Here is a 22,211-nt window from a genome sequence, read left to right as displayed (position 1 = left end):
AGGATCCACCCAATGAAAAAGCTCCAGGATAAAGTCGCCCTCGTCACCGGTTCCGGCCGCGGCATCGGCCGTTGCATCGCCCTTAAAATGGCCAGTGAAGGCGCTAAAGTGGTCGTCAACGACCTGGATCGTGAGCCCGCCGAAGCGGTGGTGGCCGAAATCATTGCTGCCGGTGGCCAAGCCGTCGCCTGCGTAGGCAGCGTCAGTGCCCCGGACTTTGCCGAGCGTTTCGTCAAGACCGCTGTCGATACTTATGCGGGTATCGACATCATCGTCAACAATGCCGGTTTCACCTGGGACAACGTGATTCAGAAGATGAGCGACGAGCAGTGGTACGCGATCATCGACTGCCACCTGACCGCGCCGTTCCGCATTCTGCGCGCCGCCCAGCCGTTCATCAGCGCCGCTGCCAAACAGGAAGCCGCCGAAGGCCGTGAAGTGTTCCGCAAAGTGGTCAACATCTCGTCCGGGGCAGCTTCGGGCAACCCGGGCCAGTCGAACTACAGCGCAGCCAAGGCCGGCATCCTCGGCATGACCAAGACCCTGGCCAAGGAATGGGGACGTCTGAAGGTCAACGTCAATTGCGTCGCCTTCGGCCTGATCGAAACCCGGTTGACCCAGGCACTGGCCGGTGATGAGAGCAAGACCGTGCAGATCGAGGGCCGCGAGATCAAGGTTGGTGTACAGCAATCAATGCTCGACAACGCCGCACGGGTAATCCCCCTGGGTCGCCCGGGCAAGCCTGAAGAAGCCGCAGGCGCGGTGTATTCGCTGTGTACCCCGGAAATGGACTTCGTTTCCGGTCAGGTGATCTACTGCTCAGGCGGTGTGGTTGTGAACATGTAAAACCTGCGGGAATACAAAGACCGGCGCAGTTACTGCGGCCGGTCTTTTTTTGCCCGCAGGTTTTAACTGGCCGGTAAGTCGAACGTCCCCCTACCCACAGTGGGCAGGTAAATAGTTCGCGCGCAGCACCCAGGATGGAGGGGATGGCAACACCCTTATTAGCACTTCTGTAGAGAACACCAACATGAGCGAAAAAGTCTTTGTCGCCGGCGTCGGCATGATCCCCTTCAGCAAGCCGGGTGCAAGCCCCAGCTACACCGATATGGGTGCCGAAGCCACGCGCATGGCCCTGAAAGATGCTGGTCTGGATTACGACAAGATCCAGATGGCCTTCACCGGCTATGTATTCGGCGACTCCACCTGCGGCCAGACTGCCCTGTATGAAATCGGTCGCACCGGCATTCCGGTGATCAACGTCAACAACAACTGCTCCACCGGTTCCACTGCGTTGTACCTGGCCCGCGCCGCCGTGCAGAGCGGCCAGGTCGAATGCGCCCTGGCGCTGGGTTTCGAGCAGATGCGCGCCGGCGCCTTGAAAAGCGCCTGGGATGATCGCCCGCCGACCCGCGAGCGCTTCCTGCCCATCCTGCGCAACCTCACGGCCGACGCCGCCGATGTTCCCCAGGCACTGCGCGGCTTTGGTGGGGCCGGACGCGAACACATGCAGAAGTACGGCACCAAGCTGGAAACCTTTGCCGCGATCCGCGCCAAAGCCAGCCGTCACGCTGCCAACAACCCACTGGCCCTGTTCAAGAATGTCGTCACCACCGAAGACGTGATGAACGACAAAGTGGTCTGGCCCGGTGTGATGACCCGTTTGATGGCCTGCCCGCCGACCTGCGGCGCCGCAGCAGCCGTGGTGTGTACCGAAGCCTTCGCTAAGAAGCACGGCTTGCGTACCGACGTGGTGATCCTCGCGCAGTCGCTGACCTCCGACCCGGTCGTCTCGTTCGAACCGCCGTCAATGATCAGCTACGTCGGTTTCCAGATGGCACAGGCCGCTGCCCAACAGGTTTACGAGCAAGCCGGTATTGGCCCGGAAGACATCCGCGTGGTCGAACTGCACGACTGCTTTGCCCATAACGAACTGCTGACCTACGAATCCCTGGGCTTTTGCCCGGTGGGCGGTGCCGAGAAGTTCATTCTCGACGGCGACAACACCTACGGCGGCAAAGTGGTCACCAATCCATCCGGCGGCTTGCTCTCCAAGGGCCACCCCCTAGGTGCTACGGGCCTGGCGCAGTGCTACGAGCTAACCCATCAGTTGCGCGGCACCGCCGGCCAGCGTCAGGTGGAAGACGTCAAGGTTGCTTTGCAGCACAACCTTGGCCTGGGTGGCGCCTGTGTCGTCACGATGTTCGGCAAGCACTGACCCGTTCTAGTACGGCCGTCGTGTAGACGGCTGTACAGCCCCTTGTGAGATGCTCACCATGCCCCGATTGACCCGCCATTACGCCCACTGGCCTGAAGGCGTACCGCATACCCTGGATATTCCCGAGAATCACCTGTTCAGTTTGCTGCAAGCCAGTGCTCGAGCGACCCCGGAAAGCACCGCCATCCATTTCTACGGCGCACGACTCAGCTATCGCCAACTGCACCAAGCCAGCCAGCGTTTGGCCGGCTATCTGCAACAGCGTCTAAACGTGAAGCGTGGCGATCGCGTATTGCTGCTGATGCAGAACTGTCCGCAGTTCGTGATCGCCTATTATGCAATTCTGCGCTGTGACGCCGTCGTCGTGGCCATGAACCCGATGAGCACAGGCGAAGAAATTGGCCACTACACCCGCGATGCTGACGCTCGGGTGCTGATCGCGAGCCAGGAGTTGCTGGCAAATGCCCTACCCCTGCTGGACGACGGTCGCCTCCAGGCGTGTGTCACTTGCGCGTCAAGTCACTTCGTTGACAGCCTCGACGAGGACATTCCGGACTTCGTCCGTGAGCCCGCCCGCCACATACCGCACCCCAGCCTGCACCCGTTCACCGATGCACTGGCTGCAGGGCTCACCGCCGAAGCCCCCCACAACGGCGGTCGCGATCTTGCGATCCTCGGCTACACCTCTGGTACTACCGGCAAACCCAAGGGCGCCATGCTTAGCCACCGCAACCTGATTCTTGCCGCGCAACAACGCGCTGTGTGGATGAACGAAGGAAGTAATCCGGTGGCCCTGGCGGTGTTGCCGCTAAATCACCTGTCCGGTATGGGGCTGATGAACCAGGCCATGTTGACCGGCACCCCTCTGGTGATGCTGTCGCGTTGGAACGCTCAAACCGTACTGACCTTGATCGAACGCTTGCGCATCACCAGCCTGGGCGTGGTCACGCCAATGATCGCGGAGCTGTTCGCCCAATCCGATATAGACCACCGCGATCTGTCCTCGGTACGTCTGGTCTTTGGCGGTGCCACGGCAATGCCAGAGGCGCTGGCTGCAGAAGTTGAACGGCGCCTGGGCGTACCCTTTATTGAAGGCTACGGCATGACCGAGTCCTGCGGTGGCACCCACTGCAACCCACCGCAGGCCGCTCGCCGTCAATGTGGCGGCATCGCGCAGATCAACGTCGATTCGCGGGTTATCGATCCCGATACCGGACGGGAGCTGGGGGTCAATCAGTGCGGGGAAATTGTCACTCATGCGCCAACGGTATTTGCCGGCTACTGGAACAATCCTCAGGCCAGCCGCGACGCTTTTATTGAAATCGAAGGTAAAGCGTTTTTGCGCAGTGGCGACATTGGCTACTACGACGAAGACGGCTACTTCTACATTACCGACCGCCTCAAGCGCATGATCAATGCCGCCGGCTTCAAGGTCTGGCCAGCAGAAGTCGAAACCGCACTCTACGGCCACCCGGCGGTACAGGAGGCCTGCGTGATCAGCGCCTTTGATGCCAAGCGCGGCGAAACCGTGAAAGCGCTGATCGTGTTGCGCCCAGCTGCCCGGGGCACGGTAGAGCAAGCGCAGATCAGCGAATGGGCCCGCAGTTGCATGGCCGCCTACAAGGTGCCGCGTATCGTCGAGTTTGTTGATAGCCTGCCCAAAACCCATACCGGCAAAGCGCTCTGGCGTGACCTGCAACGCGAACAGGACAAGCGTGACCATGCCCTGCGTGAGGCGCTCGCTGGTTGAACAGCGGGCCCGATGCCCCACATCGGGCCTGCTCTGCGCATTTCAGTGCGCGTCAAACAACTTCAATGTTTCCTGCAAATGCTGGCGGCAGTCCGCGACCATGCGCTGCACCAGTTCCTCGCAACCGGGAATGTCGTCGATCATGCCTATCACCTGACTGGCACAGATCAGACCGTAATGCACTTCGCCCGACTCCAGCCCCGCCTTGCCGCGGGCGCCCGAGAGCAAGTGCTTGGTGTCCTCATACCGGGCGCCGCCAACTCGCCCTTCCAGGGCCGCGATCTCTGTCGAAACGGCATTGGTAAAGTAACGGCCGGTACGTTTTATCGCCCGCTGGATCAAGGTGGTGTCTAGCTCACACGCCGCCAGCAAGGCCTTTTTGATGTTGGGGTGGATTGCGCATTCGCGTGTCAACATGAAGCGTGTGCCCATGTTCACCCCATCGGCACCCAGTGCCAGTGCCGCCGCCATGCCACGCCCGTCAGCGATGCCACCCGAGGCGAGGATCGGCACCTGTAACTGACGGCGTACTGCAGGAATGATGACCAGCGCCGAGGTGTCGTTCTCCCCGGGATGACCTGCAGCCTCGAAGCCGTCGATGGAAATGATATCCACCCCGGCCCGTTCAGCACTCAGGGCATGGCGTACCGAGGTGCATTTGTGGATCACCGTGATGCCGTATGCCTTGAGCTGATCGATCACACCATCGGGCCTGTTGCCCGCGGTTTCAACAATCTTCACCCCGCCCTCGGCAATTGCGTCGATCCATTGCCCATAGTCCATGTCCTGGTTTCCCTTGAAAGACAAGGTCAGGTTCACCCCAAAGGGTTTGTCGGTCAGGGTGCGAGTCTTGCCGATTTCAGCCAGCAAGTGCTCCGGTGTTGGCTGGGTGCGCGCGGTGACCATGCCCAGGGCGCCCGCATTGGAGATGGCAGCCGCCAGTTCGGCACGTCCGACCCATTGCATGCCGCCTTCGACGATCGGATAGCGGATGCCGAGGCGTTCTGTGATTCGGGTTTTCATCCATTCAAGCTCCTGAAGTTCAGGCGCGGCGTTCACACCTATCGGGCCAAGCCCGATCAAGCAGCTTGCACGAACCCCGGACACCTGCACGCACCCCGAAGCGGGTGGCGCGCTAGGTGCGCCTGTGCCCCTCCCCACTGTGGGGAGGAGTCGGGTGCATGAACAAGCGACAGGATTAAAAACTTCCTCCATCCCTGTCTCTAAACGGGAGCACTCGATGCAAGTTCACCGCACTATCTTTCGCGAAGACCACGAAATGCTGCGCGAAACCGCCCGGCGCTTTTTCGAGCGCGAATGCCTGCCCCGCCAAGCCGAATGGGACAAAGCCGGCCAGGTCGACCGTGAAACCTGGCTCAAGGCCGGCCGCGAAGGCATGCTCTGCACCACCGTGCCGGAGCAGTACGGCGGTGGCGGCGGTGACTTCGGTCATGCCGCCGTCATTGGCGAAGAAATGTGCCGCGCTGGCGTTTCCGGTGTTGGCTTCAGCCTGCACTCGGACATCGTCGCCCAGTACATCGTTCGCCTGGGTACCGAAGCGCAGAAACACCGATGGCTGCCGGACATCTGCGCAGGCAAGACCATTCTTGCCGTGGCCATGACCGAGCCCGGCGGCGGCTCCGACCTCAAAGCCATGCGTACCACTGCCGTGCGTGAGGGTGACGAGTACGTCATCAACGGCAGCAAGACCTTCATCAGCAACGCCTTCAACTGCGACATGGTGGTGCTGGCCTGCAAAACCGATTCCTCCCTGGGGGCCAAGGGTGTCAGCCTGATCGTGGTAGAAACCGAGCGCCTCGGCTTTTCCCGCGGACGCAAGCTGGAAAAGGTCGGCCAGCCGGCTTCCGATACCGGCGAGCTGTTTTTCGACAACGTGCGCGTACCGGTCAGCAACCTGCTTGGCGAAGAAGGCCAGGGCTTTATCTACCTGATGCAGGAGCTGCCCCAGGAGCGCCTGTTCATTGCCATCGGCCAGGCTGCGCAGTTCGAACGCCTGATCGAAACCACCCTGGAATACGTCAAGGAGCGCAAGGCGTTCGGCCAGACGATCTGGGACTTCCAGAACACCAAATTCAAGCTTGCCGATGCCAAGGCCGCCTCGGTGGCGGTGCGCACCCTGGTCGACTACTACATTGGCGAACACATGCGCCGCAAACTGACCGTCGAGGAGGCGGCGCTGGCCAAGTTGTACGCCTCCGAAACCCTGTGGAAACACCTGGACGACATGGTCCAGCTGCACGGCGGTTACGGTTACATGCTCGAGTACCCGATCGCCCGCGCCTTTGTCGACCTGCGTGTGGCGCGCGTGGTTGGCGGCAGCAACGAAGTACAGCGCGAGCTGATCGCGCGCAAGCTCTAAAGCTGCAAGCTGCAAAAGCCGCCAGAGGGTGTCAGACCCCTGGCGGCTTTTACGTTCAGAGTGCGATGGATTTCAGCTCAAGGTATTCGTGCAGGCCATAAACACCCAGTTCACGGCCATTGCCCGATTGCTTATAGCCACCGAACGGCGCACGCGGGTCGGTAACTGCGCCGTTGATGCGTACTGTGCCTGCACGCAGGCAGCCTGCTACGCGGCGCGCGCGACGAGGATTGTCTGACCAGACATAGGCGGCCAGGCCGTAAGGTGAGTCATTGGCAATGGCAATGGCCTCCTCTTCACTGTCGTAGGGAATGATCGTCAACACCGGGCCGAAAATCTCTTCACGGGCGATGGTGGCGTCATTGCTGATATCGGCAAACACCGTCGGCCGAACGAAATAGCCCTGGGTAACACCTTCCGGCAAGCCCACGCCACCGGCCACCAGTTGCCCGCCCTCTTCGATGCCGATGGCAATCATCTGCTGGACTTTTTCGAACTGTGTGCGGTTGGCCATCGCGCCGACCTTGTTGCCGGAGATCGTGGGGTCGCCGACGGGCATGGCGGCCACCACCGCCGCTGCGATGGCCTTGACCTGCTCCTGCAGCGCGCGCGGCACCAGCATACGGGTCGGCGCAACGCAGGTCTGACCGGAGTTGATCATCACGTTGATCACCCCATCCTTCACCGCAGCGGGCAGGTCGGCGTCGTCGAGAATTACATTCGGCGACTTGCCGCCCAGTTCCAGCAGTACTCGCTTGACCGTTTTCGCGGCCGCTGTCGACACTTCGACGCCTGCGCGAGTCGAGCCGGTCAAGGAAATCACGTCAACCTCAGGATGGCGCGCCAATGCCGCCCCCACTACCGGGCCTGCACCGTAGACCATGTTGAAGACACCCGTTGGTACACCCGCCTCATGCAGAATCTCGGCAAACACCCGCGCATCCAGCGGGGCGAATTCCGATGGTTTGAGCACTACCGTGCAGCCGGCCGCCAAGGCAAAGGCCACTTTGGCGACCAGGGTACCTGCCGGCCAGTTCCACGGCGTCAGCAAGGCGGCGACACCGATGGCTTCACTCACCACTTCGGTGTTGCCGATCTGTTTGCTGAATTCGATTTCCTTCAGTGCGCTGATCGCCGCCTGCAAGCTATAAAGTCCGAGAGGCGCCTGGTGGCCGGAGGCCAGCCATTGTGGTGCGCCAATTTCCTCATGAATCGCCTGGGCGATGTCCCCTTGCCGCGCCTGGTACAGCTCCTGTACGCGGCGCAACAGCGCCAAACGTTCTTCGCGGTCGGTCAGCGACCAATCGGCGAACGCCTTGCGCGCAGCGGCCACAGCGCGCTGCACATCCTCTTCGGTGCCCAGGGACAGCGTACCGATCACCGCTTCGGTAGCGGGATTGACGATCTCCATCGTCTGCGCACCCGGTGCGGGTGCGACCCATTGGCCATCAATGTAGAACTGGTTCAGCTGGTGCACGGGAATGTCTCCAAGGGTCAAGGTGGCCGTCGGTCGGCCGGAATCAGGGAGCACAGCCTGTTCGACATCTATAAAGGGCGTAGCACCCCATAATGGGTAGGGGTGCTTGTCTGAAGCTGATACTTGCGGTATCTCGACCCATACAAAAATTGAATCGGAACTACCGTGCTTGCGGGCTTAAACTCCGGATAACAATAAGATTGAGCGGAACGCTTCCTGAACATGCCCGACATCCCTGTACATGGTGAACGCCACCTGCCTGCGAATCGCCAACTGCAGGTCATTCCCGACACCAAAGTGATACCGCCACGCGGTGCCCGCTACCTGATGCCGAGGGTGGCGCTAATGGCACGCCTGATGGACGCGCGCAAACAGCGTTGCGTGGTGATCCAGGGCCCGGCCGGGAGTGGCAAGACCAGCACCCTGCTGACCTGGCGGCGCGAGCTGATGGCACTTAATTACGATGTGGCCTGGCTTTCGGTGACCAGTGACGACGATGAGCCCATGCGCCTGTCACATTGCCTGCTGGCCGCCCTGAGCGAGATCGATGTCGACATGACCCGCGAAGCGGCCCTGCTGCTGGGTCGGGATCTGGACGAACACGCCCTGGAACACTGGATCATCCTGCTGGTGCAGGGCATTGCCCAGCGCGAGCGTGAACTGTTGCTGGTGCTCGATGATGTGCATCACCTGAACGACCCGGGCATTGTCAAAGCACTGGGCTGGTTGCTCGACTACGCGCCGGCCAACCTGCATCTGGTGCTCGGCTCTCGCACGGCCCTGCCCGCAGCCCTGCCCCTGGGACGTTTGCGCTCACTGGGCCAGCTCAGCGAACTGAGCCTGCAGGATCTGCGCTTTTCAGCCGAAGAGTCGGAACACTTCTTGCGCGAGCACCTGGGGCAGATCAACAAACGCGATGCCCAGACCCTGCATGAACTGACCGACGGCTGGGCGGCCGGCCTGCAACTGTTCGCCATCGACCTGAAATCGCGCCGGGACATACCCAGCAGCTTCACCGAGCTGCGCGACGCCAGTACCTTTGCGCAGTTTTTCGAGCGGGAAGTCCTGGTGCGTCTAGCGCCCGCCGACCTCGAGTTGCTCACCCGCACGTCCATCTGCAACCGGTTCTGCGCCGCCTTGTGCACGCGCCTGATGAACAAGCCCCATGCCCTGGCCTGGATGATGAACCAGCTAACCCGCCTGGATGCCAACAACCTGTTCATCACCCAGGTCAAAAGTCATGACCGGGAAACCTGGTATCGCCTGCACCCGCTGTTGCGCGAAGTCTTGCGCGCACGCGTCAACGCCCTGCCTCAGGCAGAACAGCAACACTTGCACGCCCAGGCGCGCGACTGGTTCTTCGACCGTGGGCATGTCGATGAAGCGGTACGCCATGCGTTGCTGGCAGGTGAAGTCGAGGCCGCCGCCGATATCGTCGAGGCCTGCGCTCAAGACCTGATGACCCGCGGTTCGCTCAGCTATTTGCCCAACCTGCTGCGCAAGCTGCCGCTGGAGCAGATCCGCGAGCGTTTCGGCCTGCAATTGGTGATCCTGCAACTGCACCTGTTTTCGTGCAATTTCAATGAAGCACAGCAGATCATCGATTACTTGCAGGCCAATACCCACCGGCTGACCCGCCATCAATGCGAAACCTTGCTGGTCAATCGCGGCGTGCTAGCGATGCAGCTCGACGACACCGAAACGGTCTGGCAACTGCTGCCAGCACTTGAAAGCATCCCTGCAGACGCTAACGATGCGGTGCTCACCGGGCGTGCATCGCTGCTTGGCTGGTTGTGCATGTACACCGGCAACTACACCCACATGCGCCAACTTCTTACAGAAGGCGACAGGCTTGGCACCTCGCCGCGGCGCACACTGATCGGGCGTTGCATCCAGGGCGCTTCGCTGATTGTGGAAGGCCGTATCAGTGAAGCGGACCATATCTGTCGGTTGGTGTTGACGGAAGCTCAGGCCTTCGGTGACAGCATGATTACTGCCACCCTGAGCGCCACCACGCTCCTGGCCACGACCTTGTACGAACAGAACAACATCAGCGAGGCCTGCCGTCTGCTCGAACCACGCCAGGACGCCCTGGAACGCGCCTCCCTACCCGGTGGCGTATTGTTGGGCCTGCTGACGCTGGCTAACAGCCATTGGTTGATGGGGCGCAAGCTCGAGGCGCAAGCGTACCTCGACCGTCTGGAAGAACACGCACAGCGCTATGGCCTGGAGCGGTTGATCGCGTGGAGCCTGTTCACCCGTTTGAACTGGGCGGTGCAGAAAAACCAGTCGGTGCAAGCCGAACAGCTGGCCACCCGGCTCAACGCGCTGGCCGCCCGCCATGGCGCAGTCGAGCGCGGCGTGCCTTTGGTCATTCAGCAGCTGGCAATTCGCGCGCAAATCACCCTGCACCTGTATCGCCTGGACTACAGCAAAGCCGCCTGTCTGCTACGCACGTTGATCACCCACGTGCAGGCCCACGGCCGCTGTCCGTTGGTGACCACCCTGCGCCTGCAACTGGCGTTGGCCGAACGCGGGTGCGGTAATGAGGCGCTGGCACGCGAGCAACTCCTCGATGCACTGCGCATGGGCCACCGTTTGGGCCTTGTACGCAGCGTGCTCGATGCCTCCCAGCAAATGCCGGGCGTGCTGCAGGCGTTGCTCGAGCAATTGCCGCCTGATCCGGTGCTGAGCTTTTACATTCAGCGCCTGCTTGCCGCCGCCCAGCCTGCGCCGCTGGCCGCGCCCGGTGCAGCGATGGCAACCAAGCCGCTCAGCGAACGGGAATCGGAGGTATTGCAGTTGATGGCCCAGGCCATGACCAACAAGAAGATTGCGCGCATCCTCAATGTGTCGCCGGAAACGGTCAAATGGCATCTGCGCAACCTGTTCATCAAACTGCGCGTGACCGGTCGCGACGAGGCGATCGCCAAATGGCGCGACCAGATTGCCAAGCCGATTGATCCCAACGGCTGAGCCGTACAGCAAAACGCCCCTGGCCGGTCAGCGAGGGGCGTAGTCAATCAGCAGTCCCAGGCAGTGCCAGGATCACCGCTTTGCAGGGCGGCCATCACCGCCTCGCTGTGCTCGCCGCGCAGCGGCACCGGCCGTGGGTCGACCAACTGGCCATCGAAACGCGGTGCCGGCGCCGCCTGGCGCAGACCATCACGCTCGAAGTAAACGCCACGGGCGGCCATGTGCGGGTGAGCCGCCGCTTCGCTCGGGCTGAGCACCGGGGCAAAGCACACGTCGGTGCCTTCCATCAGTGCACACCACTCGGCGCGAGTACGCGTGCTGAAGACCTCGGCGAGTTGCGTGCGCATCTGCGGCCAACGCGCCTGGTCCCACTGCACGGCGAACGCCGGCTCGTCCTGCAGACCGAGTTTTTCCAGCAGCAGCGCATAAAACTGCGGCTCCATTGAACCGACCGTCACATACAACCCATCGGCGCAGCGGTAGGTCGCATAGAACTGCGAACCGTCATGCACGCTTTTACCCCGTTGTTCGCTGATCATGCCACCGGCTTCCAGCGAGCCCAGCAGTTGCAGCATATGCGCCGAGCCATCGACGATTGCTGCATCCACCACAGTGCCCTTGCCGGTCTGACGGGCATTGAGAATGCCCGACAGCAAGCCTACCGCCAGGTACAGCGCGCCACCGCCGATATCGCCGATCATGGTGATCGGTGGCGATGGCGCCTCCCCCTCCGTGCCGCTGTAGTACATCGCGCCCGACAGGGCGATGTAGTTGTTGTCGTGACCGGCGGCATGTGCCAGCGGCCCGTGCTGGCCCCAACCGGTCATACGGCCATAGACCAACTTGGGGTTGCGCGCCTGACACACTTCCGGCCCCAGCCCCAGGCGCTCCATAACCCCTGGGCGCATGCCTTCGATCAGTGCATCGGCGCCTTCGATCAGCTTGAGCACCATCTCGCGGCCCTCGTCGGTCTTGAGGTCGATGACCACCGAGCGCTTGCCGCGATTGAGCGGATTCTTCGGCAAGCTGGCCGCCCCAGTCAGCGAGCGGCTACCGCCGCGTTCCACCGCAATGACCTGGGCGCCCAGGTCGGCCAGGTGCATGGCACAGAACGGCCCCGGCCCGAGCCCGCAGATCTCCACAACCTTGATTCCCGACAGCATCGTGCGTTCTCCCTTGTTCATATGGCCCGGCACCTCAGGCAACGCCACTGTCACGCCCGGCCCAGAACGGTTTGCGCAACTCGGCCTTGAGTACCTTGCCGATACTCGAGAGCGGCAATGCCTGACGGAATTCCACGCTACGCGGTGATTTGTAGCCTGCAATTCGTTCACGGCAATGAGCGATCACTTGTTCATTCGTCAGCGCCACACCTGGCTTGAGCACAATCACCGCATGCACGGCCTCGCCCCAACGATCGCACGGTATACCGATCACTGCGCACTGGGCCACCGCCGCGTGGCTACTGATCGCCGTCTCCACTTCAGCCGAATAGATGTTCTCTCCGCCGCTGACGATCATGTCCTTGAGGCGGTCGCAAATGTAGGTAAAGCCGTCCTCGTCCATATAGCCACCATCGCCGGTGTGCATCCAGCCGTTGCGCAGGGCCTCAGCGGTCGCTTCGGGGCGGTTCCAGTAACCGAGCATGACGTTCGGCCCCTTGACCACGATCTCACCCACGGTACCGCGCGGCACTTCATTATCGTCAGCATCGACGATACGTACTTCCACGCACAGGTCCGGCAAGCCGACCGAATACATCTTGCCGCTCTGCTGGTGCTCGGCGCAGTGGTACTGGGCAGCCAGGGTGGTGGCCAGCGGCCCCAGTTCGGTCATGCCATACCCCTGGGACAATTGCGCACGGGCGAATGCAGTACGGGTGCGTTCGAGCAACGCAGGGGTAATGGGCGAAGCCCCGTAAACCAGTCCGGTCAAGGAGCTCAGGTCCAGCGTGGCCAGGGCCGGGTTGGCCTCGCGGGTGTCCAGGAGCATCTGGATCATGGTCGGCGCCAGCAGGGTTTCGGTGACGCGTTCGGCGGCGATGGTTTCCATGACTGCCTGGGGTGCGAAACCGGGTAGAACCACGTGGGTACCGCCGCTGAACATCAGGCCCAACATGGCCGAGAAGTCGGCCAGGTGGAACATCGGCATCACGTGCAAAAACGCCGAGTTCGCCGCCAGGCGGCCACTGCCCACAGCACTGAGCGCACAAAAACCGAGGTTGTTGTGGCTGAGCATCACCCCCTTGGGAAAGCCGGTGGTACCGCCGGTGTAGAAAATGCCCAGCAATGAGTCGCCACCGCGCCGGGCGTCTTCGACCGCTTCACTGCCCTGGATCAGCGCTTCGTAGTTGAGCATACCTGCCGGGGTTTCGCCCTCGCCCGCATAGATCAGCGTGCGCAATGTCCTGGCCTCAGCCAAGATCGTCTGCCCGAGCGCCGCGAAGGTATCGTCGACGATCAGTACAGTCGTTTGCGAGTCGTCCAAGGAGTAGACGATCTCTGCAACGCTCCAGCGGATATTCACCGGGTTGAGGACCGCATCGGCCCACGGAACGACCATGTAGTATTCGATGTAGCGTGACGAGTTGAGCGACAGCATGGCCACCCGGTCACCGGCAGCGACGCCCAGGTTTTTCAGGGCACCGGCCAGGCGCGAGACCCGGTGTGCGAGTTGGCCAAAGGTAACGCTGCGACCCTGGTCGCGAATCGCCGTGACATGCGGGCGATGCTGCAGATGACGGTGCAGCGCCTGGGTGATGTACATCTCTACCTCCTTTATTATTGTTGTCGGCAAGTGCCTTGCAAACGCGGCTCGACCGGCTCAGACCGAACCGAAGCCGCCACCGCAGATCACGGTTTGGCCGGACACATAGTCGGCTTCCGGCAGGCACAGCATCACCACGGCACCCGCGGCTTCTTTTGGCGTGCCCGGGCGCCCCAGCGGGATCATGGTCTTGGCAGCGGCCACCAGTTCATCGCTGATGCCGACTTTGATTTCCCGGCCTTCGATGCTGACGGTCTTGACTTCACCGGCCAGTGGCTGGGTCAGGCGGGTTTCGATATGGCCGAAGGCAACGGCATTGACGCAGACTTTCAGGCGTCCCCACTCCTTGGCCAGGGTCTTGGTCATACCGAGGATGCCGGCCTTGGCCGCGGAATAGTTAGCCTGTCCCGGGTTGCCACCGGCGGCCACCGAGGAAATATTGACGACCTTGCGCATGACTTCGCGGCCTTCGGCGGCCTCCTGCTTGGCGACGGCGCTGAATACCGGCTGGGCGGCGCGCAGAATCCGAAACGGTGCGCTCAGGTGGCAGTCGAGGATGGCGTACCACTGCTCGTCGGTCATCTTCTGGATGACGGTGTCCCAGGTGTAGCCAGCGTTGTTGACGATGATGTCGATGCCGCCAAAACTGTCGAGCGCGGTCTTGACGAAGCGCTCAGGGAAATCCACCGCGGTAACGCTACCCGCGCACGCCACGGCGTCGCCGCCGGCGGCGCGAATCTCGGCAACTACTTGTTCGGCCGGTGCGCTGTCCAGGTCATTGACCACGATCCTCGCGCCATAGGCGGCCAGCTGCAACGCGACTTCCCGACCAATACCGCGGCCGGAGCCGGTGAGCAGGGCGACTTTACCTTCAAGCTTGTTCATAGCGTTGTTCCTTGTTCAGGGGGGAATCGGGATCAGTTGCGGCCATACAGGGTGACGACGCACGAGCCGCCCAGGCCGAGGTTGTGCTGCAGCGCCAGGTTGACCCCTTCGACCTGGGTGAAACCTGCGGTGCCACGCAGTTGCCGGGTCAGCTCGTAGCACTGCGCAAGGCCCGTGGCGCCTAGCGGATGGCCCTTGGAAAGCAGGCCGCCGGACGGGTTGGTGACCACCCGGCCGCCATAACTGTTGTCGCCATCCATGACAAAACGCTCGGCTTCGCCCACCGGGCACAGCCCCAGCGATTCGTAGGTCAGCAGTTCGTTGTGGGCAAAGCAGTCATGCAGTTCCACCACGCGGATGTCCTGCGGGCCGACGCCTGCCTGCTCATACACCTGGCCGGCGGCGCGCTGGGCCATGTCGAAGCCAACCACCTGGATCATCGACTTGGGTTCGAAGGACAGTGCCGCATCGGTGGTCATCGACTGTGCCAGGACCACCACGTCAGTACGCAGGCCTTGCTTTTTCGCGAAGGCTTCGGAGCAAATGATCGCCGCCGCCGCACCGCAAGTCGGCGGGCAGGCCATCGAGCGGGTCATCACGCCGGGCCAGACCACCGGATCGTTCATCACGTCGTCGGTGGTGAGCACCTTGCGAAACAGCGCCAACGGGTTGTTGGCGGCATGGCGGCTGGCCTTGGCGCGAATCGCAGCGAAGGTTTCCAGGCGCGTGCCGTAGGTGTTCATGTGCTCGCGTCCGGCGCCACCAAACAGCTTCAAGGCCATCGGCACGCTCGTGGCATCGGCATTGAGTTGCGCGGCGATGTCCAGGTGCTTGCCCATCGCTTCGGGACGGTCACTCCAGTTCGAACCCAGGGCGCCCGGTTGCATCTGCTCGAAGCCCAGCGCCAGGGCGCACTCCACAGCGCCGCTTTCTACTGCCTGGCGAGCCAGGAACAGTGCGCTGGAGCCGGTGGAGCAGTTGTTGTTGACGTTGACGATGGGAATGCCGGACACGCCGACTTCATAGAGCGCCGACTGGCCGCAGGTGGAGTCGCCATAGACATAACCCACATAGGCTTGCTGCACCAGTCGGTAGTCCAGGCCGGCATCCTTGAGCGCCAGGCGCGTGGCTTCGGCGCCCATCGCAATGTAGGTGGGGCTGGCACCGGGTTTGGTAAACGGAATCATGCCGACGCCGGCAACACAGGTTTTTTGTGACATTGGGGACTCCAGGTCGTTGCGCGCACCCTCTGCGCGGATGACCACCATCGTTGCGCAACCCGGCCGCGCCTACGCCTGCCCAGAGTGGGTGGGGGATGCAGGGCGCCATCCCGGCCCAGCGCCCTGCCACCCACCTTGGGTAGGCGATGTTGTAACCGGGCGTTACTAACCTCAGCGCCGAAACGCAACCAAGGTCAGTACACAAGGAGCGGCGCATGACTACCCACCGGGAACCCCCGGCAACGCAAAGCAACCAGCGATCCGACTACGCGGCGGCGGGTCAGGTCGAATGTCTTTTCCCGGGCTTGGGGCTACCTCAGGTACTACGGGCACCTGAACCCGATCGTGAAGCCAGGGCGTTTCTACGCATGGTCAATGTGTCGCCGCGCTCATCGGCGAAACTGATTTCACTTGAAAACTTGCGCCAAAGTGCGCGGCTGTCGGCCCTGGCTCTGGGCCGCCGACCTGCCGTTGCACACACTCACGAGCTAGAGATAGAGGGACCCAACGGCCCGATTACCCTACGCCTGTACTACCCGAAAAAGTCGGACGCTGCGCAGCCTGCCCTGGTCTGGTACTTCGGTGGCGGCTTCGTGGTGGGCGATTTGGACACGGCCGACGCGATCTGCCGCAATCTGGCCCTGAGTGCCGACTGCATCACCATCGCTGTGCGTTACCGCCTGGCGCCTGAGCATGACATCGCCGCCAGCCGTGAAGACGCCATGGCAGCGCTATCGTGGGTGGCAGCCAATGGCGCAGCGCTTGGTATCGACACCACCCGCCTGGCCGTAGGCGGCGACTCGGCCGGCGGCAACCTGGCGGCGGCGGTGGCCCAGCAGGTGCAACACGTGGATGGCCCGCCGCTATTGGCCCAGGTGCTGGTATACCCCGCTACCGAACTGGTGGGCAGATTCCCTTCCTATGAACAGAACATTCACGGCAATTACCTGCTGACCGAGGAAGTGATCCAGACCCTCGAAGGCTACCTCGGCACGTCGATGCAAACCCTGGACCTGACTGATCCGTGGTTTTCGCCGCGGCGCAGCGCCGACCTGCGCGGCTTGCCGCCGGCCATCATCGTCAGCGCCGGCTTCGACCCGCTGCGAGACGACGGCCTGGACTACGGCATGCGCTTGCGGGCCGCCGGGGTCGCCGTGCAATCGCTGCATTACGGCGGACAGTTCCACGGTTTCCTCAATTTTGACGCCGTACTCGCAGCCAGCCGCGATGCCCTGCAGCGCATCGGCGAGGCATTGGCACTGGCGTTCGCCGACCAGGCCCCGCTGGACCGCACCCTCGAGGTGGTCGACCAGTCGCTCGATTGCCAGGTTCCCCTGGGCCACACCGCCGGTGAAGTGGCCAGCTACACCCTGGCCGCCTGGGTGGCCAGCGAAGGCTGGAGCCACACGCTCCTACACCTGCTGTCCCCTCGCCTGGCGCGGGTCTGCGCCAATGTCTTCAAACCTGTGCTCAAGCCACTTGGCCTGCTGCGCCGTGCCATTGCCGGTCGGCTTTCGCGCATCAACGCCGAGCAAACCTACCCCGCCAGCGCAACCGATGCGTGAGCGATGCTGATTCACCCAACCCTCAATCTTGCAACCTGTATGGAGACGTTATGATCCTTTCGTTGATTCCTGACCCGTTCAAGCTGTATCGCGAGTCCTTGAACCGCCTGGAGCAAGGCGCTAACGCTTTGGCCACCCGGCATGCCGACTCCCCTTACATGGCCCGCACCTTGTTGGGGATCTCGCGGCTGGCCCTCGGTGCCCGGCATGTATCGGAACAGTCCCTGGTATCGGTTTACCGCCACCTGGCGCTGCCCTCCCGCCATGAAGTCGAAACCATTGCCGCCGCCGTACAGCGGGTCGAAGACAAGCTCGACCTGCTGCTGCCCGAATCGGCCAAGCCTGCCCGCCCCCAGCGCCCGGAGCGCAGCCGTCGACCGGCGCCAGACGCCGCCGAAGCAGTAGCGCCCCAGGGGGTAAAGCGCGCTACAGCCAAGCGCCCGGCCAGCACCACCGCCAAGGCCAAGCCAAAGCCACTGCCGCAGGCAACTGTGCAAGCGTTAGCAGAGCCGCAACTGCCGCTCAAGGAGTCCGACGACCATGCCATCGCTCTTTGAGCGCAAACCTGACGGCACCGGCCTGGTACAGCGGCTGCGCAGCGAGCTCGGGCAGTCGCTGCAACGCCGGCTCAACGGCATCGAGTACTTCGGCACACCACCGCCTCCGGTGGGGGCAAGCGCCCGCACCCTGCTCCATCGACGCGGTACGTTATCGCTGTATCACTATCAGCCGACGGCCCGGGAAATCTACCGGGTACCGCTGTTGTTCGTGATGCCGGTTACCCATAACGCCGACATCTTCGACCTTACGCCCGGGCAGAGTCTGTTCGAGTTTCTCCTGGGCCGGGGCTACGACGTCTACGTGATCAACTGGAATGCGCCGCGGGCCAGTGAAAGCACCTTGAAGCTCGAGGACTATGTCCTGGACTTCATTCCCACCTGCATCGAGCGCGTCCAGGCCGATACAGGTGTGCAAGAGGTTACCCTGGTGGGTTATTGCCTGGGCGCCGTGCTGGCGAGCCTGTATACCGCGCTGCATCCAAAGGGGCCGGTGAAAAACCTGGTGTGCTTCACCATGCCGGTCGACTTCAGCAAGATGTTCTTCGGTCCATTGCTGGAAAACACACCGCTGGATATCGAAACGTTGGTCGACGGCAACGGGCTGCTGCCAGGCCAGGTGATTCTGCGGGCCATCGACCTGCACCGCCCGGCGTCCCGCGTCGTCAGTCGCTTGCGGCTGTGGGACAACATGTGGAACGAGCGCTATGTGAAGGCTCACCGCATGATGGCCCGCTTCGATGCGGAAACCTTGCCGTTGCCGGGTGCATTCAGCGCCCAGTTCCTGCAGGAGCTGGTGGTCAAGAACAGCCTGCTCAAGGGTGGCCTGGTGATCGGCGGCAAAGCGGTGAACCTGGAGCACATCCAGGCGTCTCTGCTGCACGTGGTCGCGCAGTTCGACTCCCTGGTCCCGCCGGCGTGCGCAGCACCGCTGGTGGCCAAGGCGGCGTCCACAGACAAGGAAGAGTTGGTGCTACCCGGTGGGCATGTGAGCCTGGTGGCAGGTCCTGCGGCCAGTACGCGCATGTGGCCGCGCCTGGACCAATGGCTGGCGCCGCGTTCGGTGTAGTGTTGATCTAGGTGGGAGCGAGCTTGCCCCGCGATGCGATATGCCTGGCACATCGCAATCGCGGGGCAAGCCCGCTCCTACCATCAGGCTACCTCACCCGGCGCAAGGTGGGTGCGGACGAAGTCGAACAGCGACGACTGCGGCGCAGCCAATACCGCTTGCCCCAGCACCTGGGCGCAACGCACTTCACTGCCCGGTGCCATGCGCCATTCATGCAAGCGCGCGGTATACAAACCCAGTGGGTGCTCTTCGGTGATGCCAATGGCGCCCAGCACGGCATGGCCGATCGCCGCAACCCGGGTTGCCGCCTCACACGCACGCAACTTGGCCGTGGCAGCCAGCAGGCGATCCGGCAAGTAGCCCGACCCGACACACCCCATCCGCGCCGCCAGCGCTGCAGACGCCGCTTGTTCGGCGAGCACCGCCAGTTCCTGCTGCACGGCCTGGAACTGGCTGATCGGGCGACCGAACTGGCGGCGGTCGTTGGCGTACTCAACGGCCAGTTCCAGCACCCGCTCCATGGCACCGGCCATGGCTGCGGCATGCAGTGCATTGCACAAGGCCTCGGCGTCCACTTCCGGACGCTGGAAACGAAAGCGAGCCGGTTGTGCCGAGCGCCAGTGCAGCGAGGCCGAGGCCCGGCGGCGGTACGCCCCCGGGGTGACCTGGGCATCGGCACGATCGAGTAGCAACCACTCGCCTTGCCACTGTACCAGTACGCGCTCAGCGAGCATGGCACCGGGCACATCGTTACAAACGATCCCCTCGCCACCCTCCCGGGCCTTGGCCAGGGCCACGCACGCGTTGTCGTTCTCATACCCGGCATCCGCCAGTAGCGCACGTGCCATCGCTGTTTCACCCAAAGGCTGGCTCAGGCCCGCTTTGCCGGCCGTAAACAGCAACTCGAATACCGTGGTCAGCGAAAGACCGGCGCCATCGCATGCCTCGCTGATCAGGGCGTCGGTGTAACCCAGGGCGTCGATCTGCGCCCACAGTGCAGCCGCCGCTTCGGGTTGTTCCTGCTCGCGCAGGCGCTCCAGCGGGCAAAGGTCGAGCAGTGCGCGCTCGAAACCATCAAAAATACTGTCAGTCATGGTAGTTCCCAATCAACGAAGGCCAAGGCCGCGGGCGATGATGCCGCGCAGAATCTGCCGGGTGCCGCCGCGCAGCGAGAAGCTCGGGCAGATCTGGGTGATGTAGGCCAGCGTTTCACGCAGTGCGGCCGACGGTGGGTGGTCGTGGGTCAGTTCCAGCGCTTGGGCGATCCAGCCGGGCACCGCTTGCTCGAATTCAGTGCCCAGGTCCTTGACCAGCGCAGCCTCCAGGTCTACGTGCTCGCCCCGATCCAGCTTGTGCGCCACCGCCAGCGACATGCCCCGCAGTACCGCCAGGCGCCCGGCGATCCGACCCAGCAACGCGGTCACGGCCATACCCGGGTTGTCGATGCTGCGCAGCTCGGCGAGCCAACCTTCGATCAGTACCATGGCCGAGTAGATGCGGTCGGGGCCGCTTCGCTCGTAAGACAGCTCGGAGGTGACCTGCTTGAACCCTGAACCCTCCTCGCCAATCAGGGCATCGGCCGGCAGCAGGACGTCTTCGAACAGCACCTCGCAAAAATGTTCGTCATCGGCCAGGTCCTTGATCGGGCGGACGGTAACGCCTGGCAAGGACAGGTCGACGATCATCTGCGACAGGCCCTTGTGACGGTCTTCAAGGCTGCCGGAGGTACGCACCAGGGCGCACATGTAATGCGAGTAGTGGCCGTTGGAGGTCCAGATCTTGCGGCCATTGAGGCGCCAGCGGCCATCTTCGGTGCGCACGGCGCGCGTGCGCACGCTGGCAAGGTCGGAACCGGTATCCGGTTCGCTCATGCCAATGCAGAAGAACACCTCGCTGGCCAGCATGCGCGGCATGAAGTAATCGCGTTGCGCGGGGCTGCCGAAACGCAGCAGCAACGGCCCGGTCTGGCGGTCATTGACCCAGTGTGCGGCGGCAGGTGCGCCTTGGATCAACAGCTCTTCAACCAGCACGAAGCGGGAAAAATAACTGCGCCCACCGCCACCATGTTCGGCGGGCAGGCACAGGCCGATCAGTTTTTGTTCGGCGAGTTTGCGGCTGAAGTGCGGGTCGGCTTCACACACGCCACGGGCACGCATGACCATCGGGACGTCGTTCAGCGCATCGCGCAAAAAGGCCCGGATCGGCTCGCGCAATGCTTCGTCCTGCGCGGGCACTGCGGCCAGATTGAGCGGGGAAAGGATCGAGCTCATGATCTCTCTCGTTTTATTTTCAGGGATTGTCCGCGCAGCGATACAGCTTGCACGCGGGGGCATGTCATAATTTGCGCCGTGCCAGGGGGCGTCCAATTCCACTTTCGGATCGGCCGATTCGCGCCACGCATTCCCCTTCAGTTCATCCCTTGCAGCGAGCCCCACCATGGAACTCCGTCAGCTCAAACAGGCGCTCGTGCTCGCCGAAACCCTCAATTTTCACCGGGCTGCCGAACAGCTGAACATGACGCAGCCACCGCTCTCGACGTCCATCAAGAAACTTGAGGAAGAACTCGGCATACTGTTGTTCGAGCGCCTGCCCAGCGGCCTGCGCCTGACCCAGGCCGGCGACGCAGTGCTGCGCAACGCCAGAAGCGCGCTGTTTTTCGTCGAAGAGATGCGGCGCGCCGCACGGGAATCCGAAGCCGGCGATCATGGCCAGTTGCGCGTGGGTTTCGTTGGCTCGGCGGCCTTTGCCCTGATGCCGGCGATCCTGCGCAGTTTTCGCCAGCGCTACCCGCACGTGGAGCTGATCCTCGAAGAAGGCGACGGCGGCGCCTTGCTCGATCGGCTGCAGGCGCATGAGCTGGATGTTGCGCTGGTGCGCCATCCGATTCCCAGTGCGCCGAACCTGCAGCTCACGCTGCTGCAACAAGAACCCCTGGCCCTGGCTGTGCGCCACGATTCGGTGCTGGCATCGAAGGCCACACTGACCCTGGCGGAACTGGCCGACCAACCGTTCATCATCAGTTCCGCGCAACGCTCGCCAGCCATGCACGCGCTGACGCTCCGGGCCTTCGAGGAGGCAGGCATCGAGCCGCACATCGCGCAGCAGGCGGCCCAGCTGTCGACCATTCTGGGCCTGGTCGAAAGCGGTCTGGGCATCGCCCTGGTGCCGACCTCGGCGGCCCGTTACGTGGGGCCCGAGTTGCGCGTGATCGCACTCAGCGGGCTGTCGTCGCGGCTGTTGTCGGGCATCGCCCTGGTCATGCAGACTGAATCCCACTCGGCGGCTGCGCGTAATTTTCGCGAGCATGCGCTGCAGGTGGTGGCACCATGAACCGGGTCTGAGCAGCCC

General features: G+C 62.8%; 17 protein-coding genes. 9 read left to right on the top strand and 8 right to left on the bottom strand.

The genetic code is table 11. From position 1 onward, the window contains the following. Positions 1–12: 12 nt before the first annotated feature. From ACIQUS_RS08615 to ACIQUS_RS08605, 3 genes are all read left to right on the top strand, one after another. Entirely contained in the window at positions 13–846 is an 834-nt protein-coding gene (locus ACIQUS_RS08615) for an SDR family NAD(P)-dependent oxidoreductase (protein ID WP_403045496.1), read from the top strand. Positions 847–1,030: 184 nt separating this feature from the next. Beyond that, the gene (locus ACIQUS_RS08610; protein WP_403045494.1) at positions 1,031–2,218 is read left to right on the top strand and encodes a lipid-transfer protein; all 1,188 of its coding nucleotides are present in this window, start codon (positions 1,031–1,033) and stop codon (positions 2,216–2,218) included. A gap of 58 nt (positions 2,219–2,276) precedes the next feature. Continuing rightward, on the top strand, positions 2,277–3,968 hold the full coding sequence (locus tag ACIQUS_RS08605; RefSeq protein WP_403045492.1) for an AMP-binding protein: 1,692 nt from the start codon (positions 2,277–2,279) through the stop codon (positions 3,966–3,968). Positions 3,969–4,010: 42 nt separating this feature from the next. On the opposite strand, the gene ACIQUS_RS08600 is transcribed toward ACIQUS_RS08605, so the two are convergent. Beyond that, positions 4,011–4,991 (bottom strand): NAD(P)H-dependent flavin oxidoreductase, encoded by a 981-nt coding sequence (locus tag ACIQUS_RS08600; RefSeq protein ID WP_403046105.1) that lies wholly within the window; start codon positions 4,989–4,991, stop codon positions 4,011–4,013. A 217-nt stretch (positions 4,992–5,208) separates the two neighbouring features. On the opposite strand from ACIQUS_RS08600, the gene ACIQUS_RS08595 reads away from it, so the two are divergent. Continuing rightward, positions 5,209–6,348 carry an acyl-CoA dehydrogenase family protein gene (locus ACIQUS_RS08595; protein WP_403045490.1) on the top strand — a complete coding sequence of 380 codons (1,140 nt, stop codon included), beginning with the start codon at positions 5,209–5,211 and terminating at the stop codon, positions 6,346–6,348. Between the two features lie 55 nt (positions 6,349–6,403). Here the strand turns inward: ACIQUS_RS08595 and ACIQUS_RS08590 are convergent, their stop codons facing one another. After that, the gene (locus ACIQUS_RS08590; RefSeq protein WP_403045487.1) at positions 6,404–7,825 is read right to left on the bottom strand and encodes an aldehyde dehydrogenase family protein; all 1,422 of its coding nucleotides are present in this window, start codon (positions 7,823–7,825) and stop codon (positions 6,404–6,406) included. Positions 7,826–8,047: 222 nt separating this feature from the next. On the opposite strand from ACIQUS_RS08590, the gene ACIQUS_RS08585 reads away from it, so the two are divergent. Then, entirely contained in the window at positions 8,048–10,801 is a 2,754-nt protein-coding gene (locus ACIQUS_RS08585; RefSeq protein WP_403045485.1) for a LuxR C-terminal-related transcriptional regulator, read from the top strand. A 47-nt stretch (positions 10,802–10,848) separates the two neighbouring features. Here the strand turns inward: ACIQUS_RS08585 and ACIQUS_RS08580 are convergent, their stop codons facing one another. The 4 genes from ACIQUS_RS08580 to ACIQUS_RS08565 are packed head-to-tail and all read right to left on the bottom strand — an operon-like array spanning position 10,849 to position 15,672. After that, positions 10,849–11,985 (bottom strand): CaiB/BaiF CoA transferase family protein, encoded by a 1,137-nt coding sequence (locus ACIQUS_RS08580; RefSeq protein WP_403045482.1) that lies wholly within the window; start codon positions 11,983–11,985, stop codon positions 10,849–10,851. 13 nt (positions 11,986–11,998) lie between these two features. Beyond that, complete coding sequence (locus ACIQUS_RS08575) at positions 11,999–13,567, bottom strand: long-chain-fatty-acid--CoA ligase (protein WP_403045480.1); 1,569 nt, start codon at positions 13,565–13,567, stop codon at positions 11,999–12,001. 57 nt (positions 13,568–13,624) lie between these two features. Continuing rightward, positions 13,625–14,452, bottom strand: a complete 828-nt coding sequence (locus ACIQUS_RS08570; RefSeq protein WP_403045477.1) for an SDR family NAD(P)-dependent oxidoreductase — start codon at positions 14,450–14,452, stop codon at positions 13,625–13,627. Between the two features lie 32 nt (positions 14,453–14,484). Beyond that, positions 14,485–15,672, bottom strand: coding sequence for a lipid-transfer protein (locus ACIQUS_RS08565; RefSeq protein ID WP_403045475.1), 1,188 nt, complete (start codon positions 15,670–15,672; stop codon positions 14,485–14,487). 215 nt (positions 15,673–15,887) lie between these two features. Between ACIQUS_RS08565 and ACIQUS_RS08560 the strand changes: the two genes are divergently transcribed. The 3 genes from ACIQUS_RS08560 to ACIQUS_RS08550 are packed head-to-tail and all read left to right on the top strand — an operon-like array spanning position 15,888 to position 18,863. Further along, positions 15,888–17,237 carry an alpha/beta hydrolase gene (locus ACIQUS_RS08560; protein ID WP_403045472.1) on the top strand — a complete coding sequence of 450 codons (1,350 nt, stop codon included), beginning with the start codon at positions 15,888–15,890 and terminating at the stop codon, positions 17,235–17,237. 50 nt (positions 17,238–17,287) lie between these two features. Further along, positions 17,288–17,794, top strand: coding sequence for a hypothetical protein (locus ACIQUS_RS08555; protein ID WP_403045469.1), 507 nt, complete (start codon positions 17,288–17,290; stop codon positions 17,792–17,794). Then, complete coding sequence (locus ACIQUS_RS08550) at positions 17,778–18,863, top strand: alpha/beta fold hydrolase (protein WP_403045467.1); 1,086 nt, start codon at positions 17,778–17,780, stop codon at positions 18,861–18,863. The genes ACIQUS_RS08555 and ACIQUS_RS08550 overlap by 17 nt, the downstream gene beginning before the upstream one ends. A gap of 83 nt (positions 18,864–18,946) precedes the next feature. Here ACIQUS_RS08550 and ACIQUS_RS08545 read toward each other — a convergent pair whose 3' ends face one another. Both ACIQUS_RS08545 and ACIQUS_RS08540 read right to left on the bottom strand, forming a co-directional pair. After that, positions 18,947–19,957, bottom strand: a complete 1,011-nt coding sequence (locus tag ACIQUS_RS08545) for an acyl-CoA dehydrogenase family protein (protein WP_403045464.1) — start codon at positions 19,955–19,957, stop codon at positions 18,947–18,949. 12 nt (positions 19,958–19,969) lie between these two features. Next, complete coding sequence (locus ACIQUS_RS08540; protein ID WP_403045462.1) at positions 19,970–21,133, bottom strand: acyl-CoA dehydrogenase family protein; 1,164 nt, start codon at positions 21,131–21,133, stop codon at positions 19,970–19,972. Between the two features lie 166 nt (positions 21,134–21,299). Between ACIQUS_RS08540 and ACIQUS_RS08535 the strand changes: the two genes are divergently transcribed. Further along, positions 21,300–22,193, top strand: coding sequence for a LysR family transcriptional regulator (locus tag ACIQUS_RS08535; RefSeq protein ID WP_403045459.1), 894 nt, complete (start codon positions 21,300–21,302; stop codon positions 22,191–22,193). The last annotated feature ends 18 nt before the right edge of the window (positions 22,194–22,211 follow it).

It is taken from the genome of Pseudomonas sp. NPDC090755 (assembly GCF_044769005.1).
Taxonomy (GTDB): domain Bacteria; phylum Pseudomonadota; class Gammaproteobacteria; order Pseudomonadales; family Pseudomonadaceae; genus Aquipseudomonas.
This window is presented reverse-complemented; position numbering and strand designations above follow the sequence as displayed.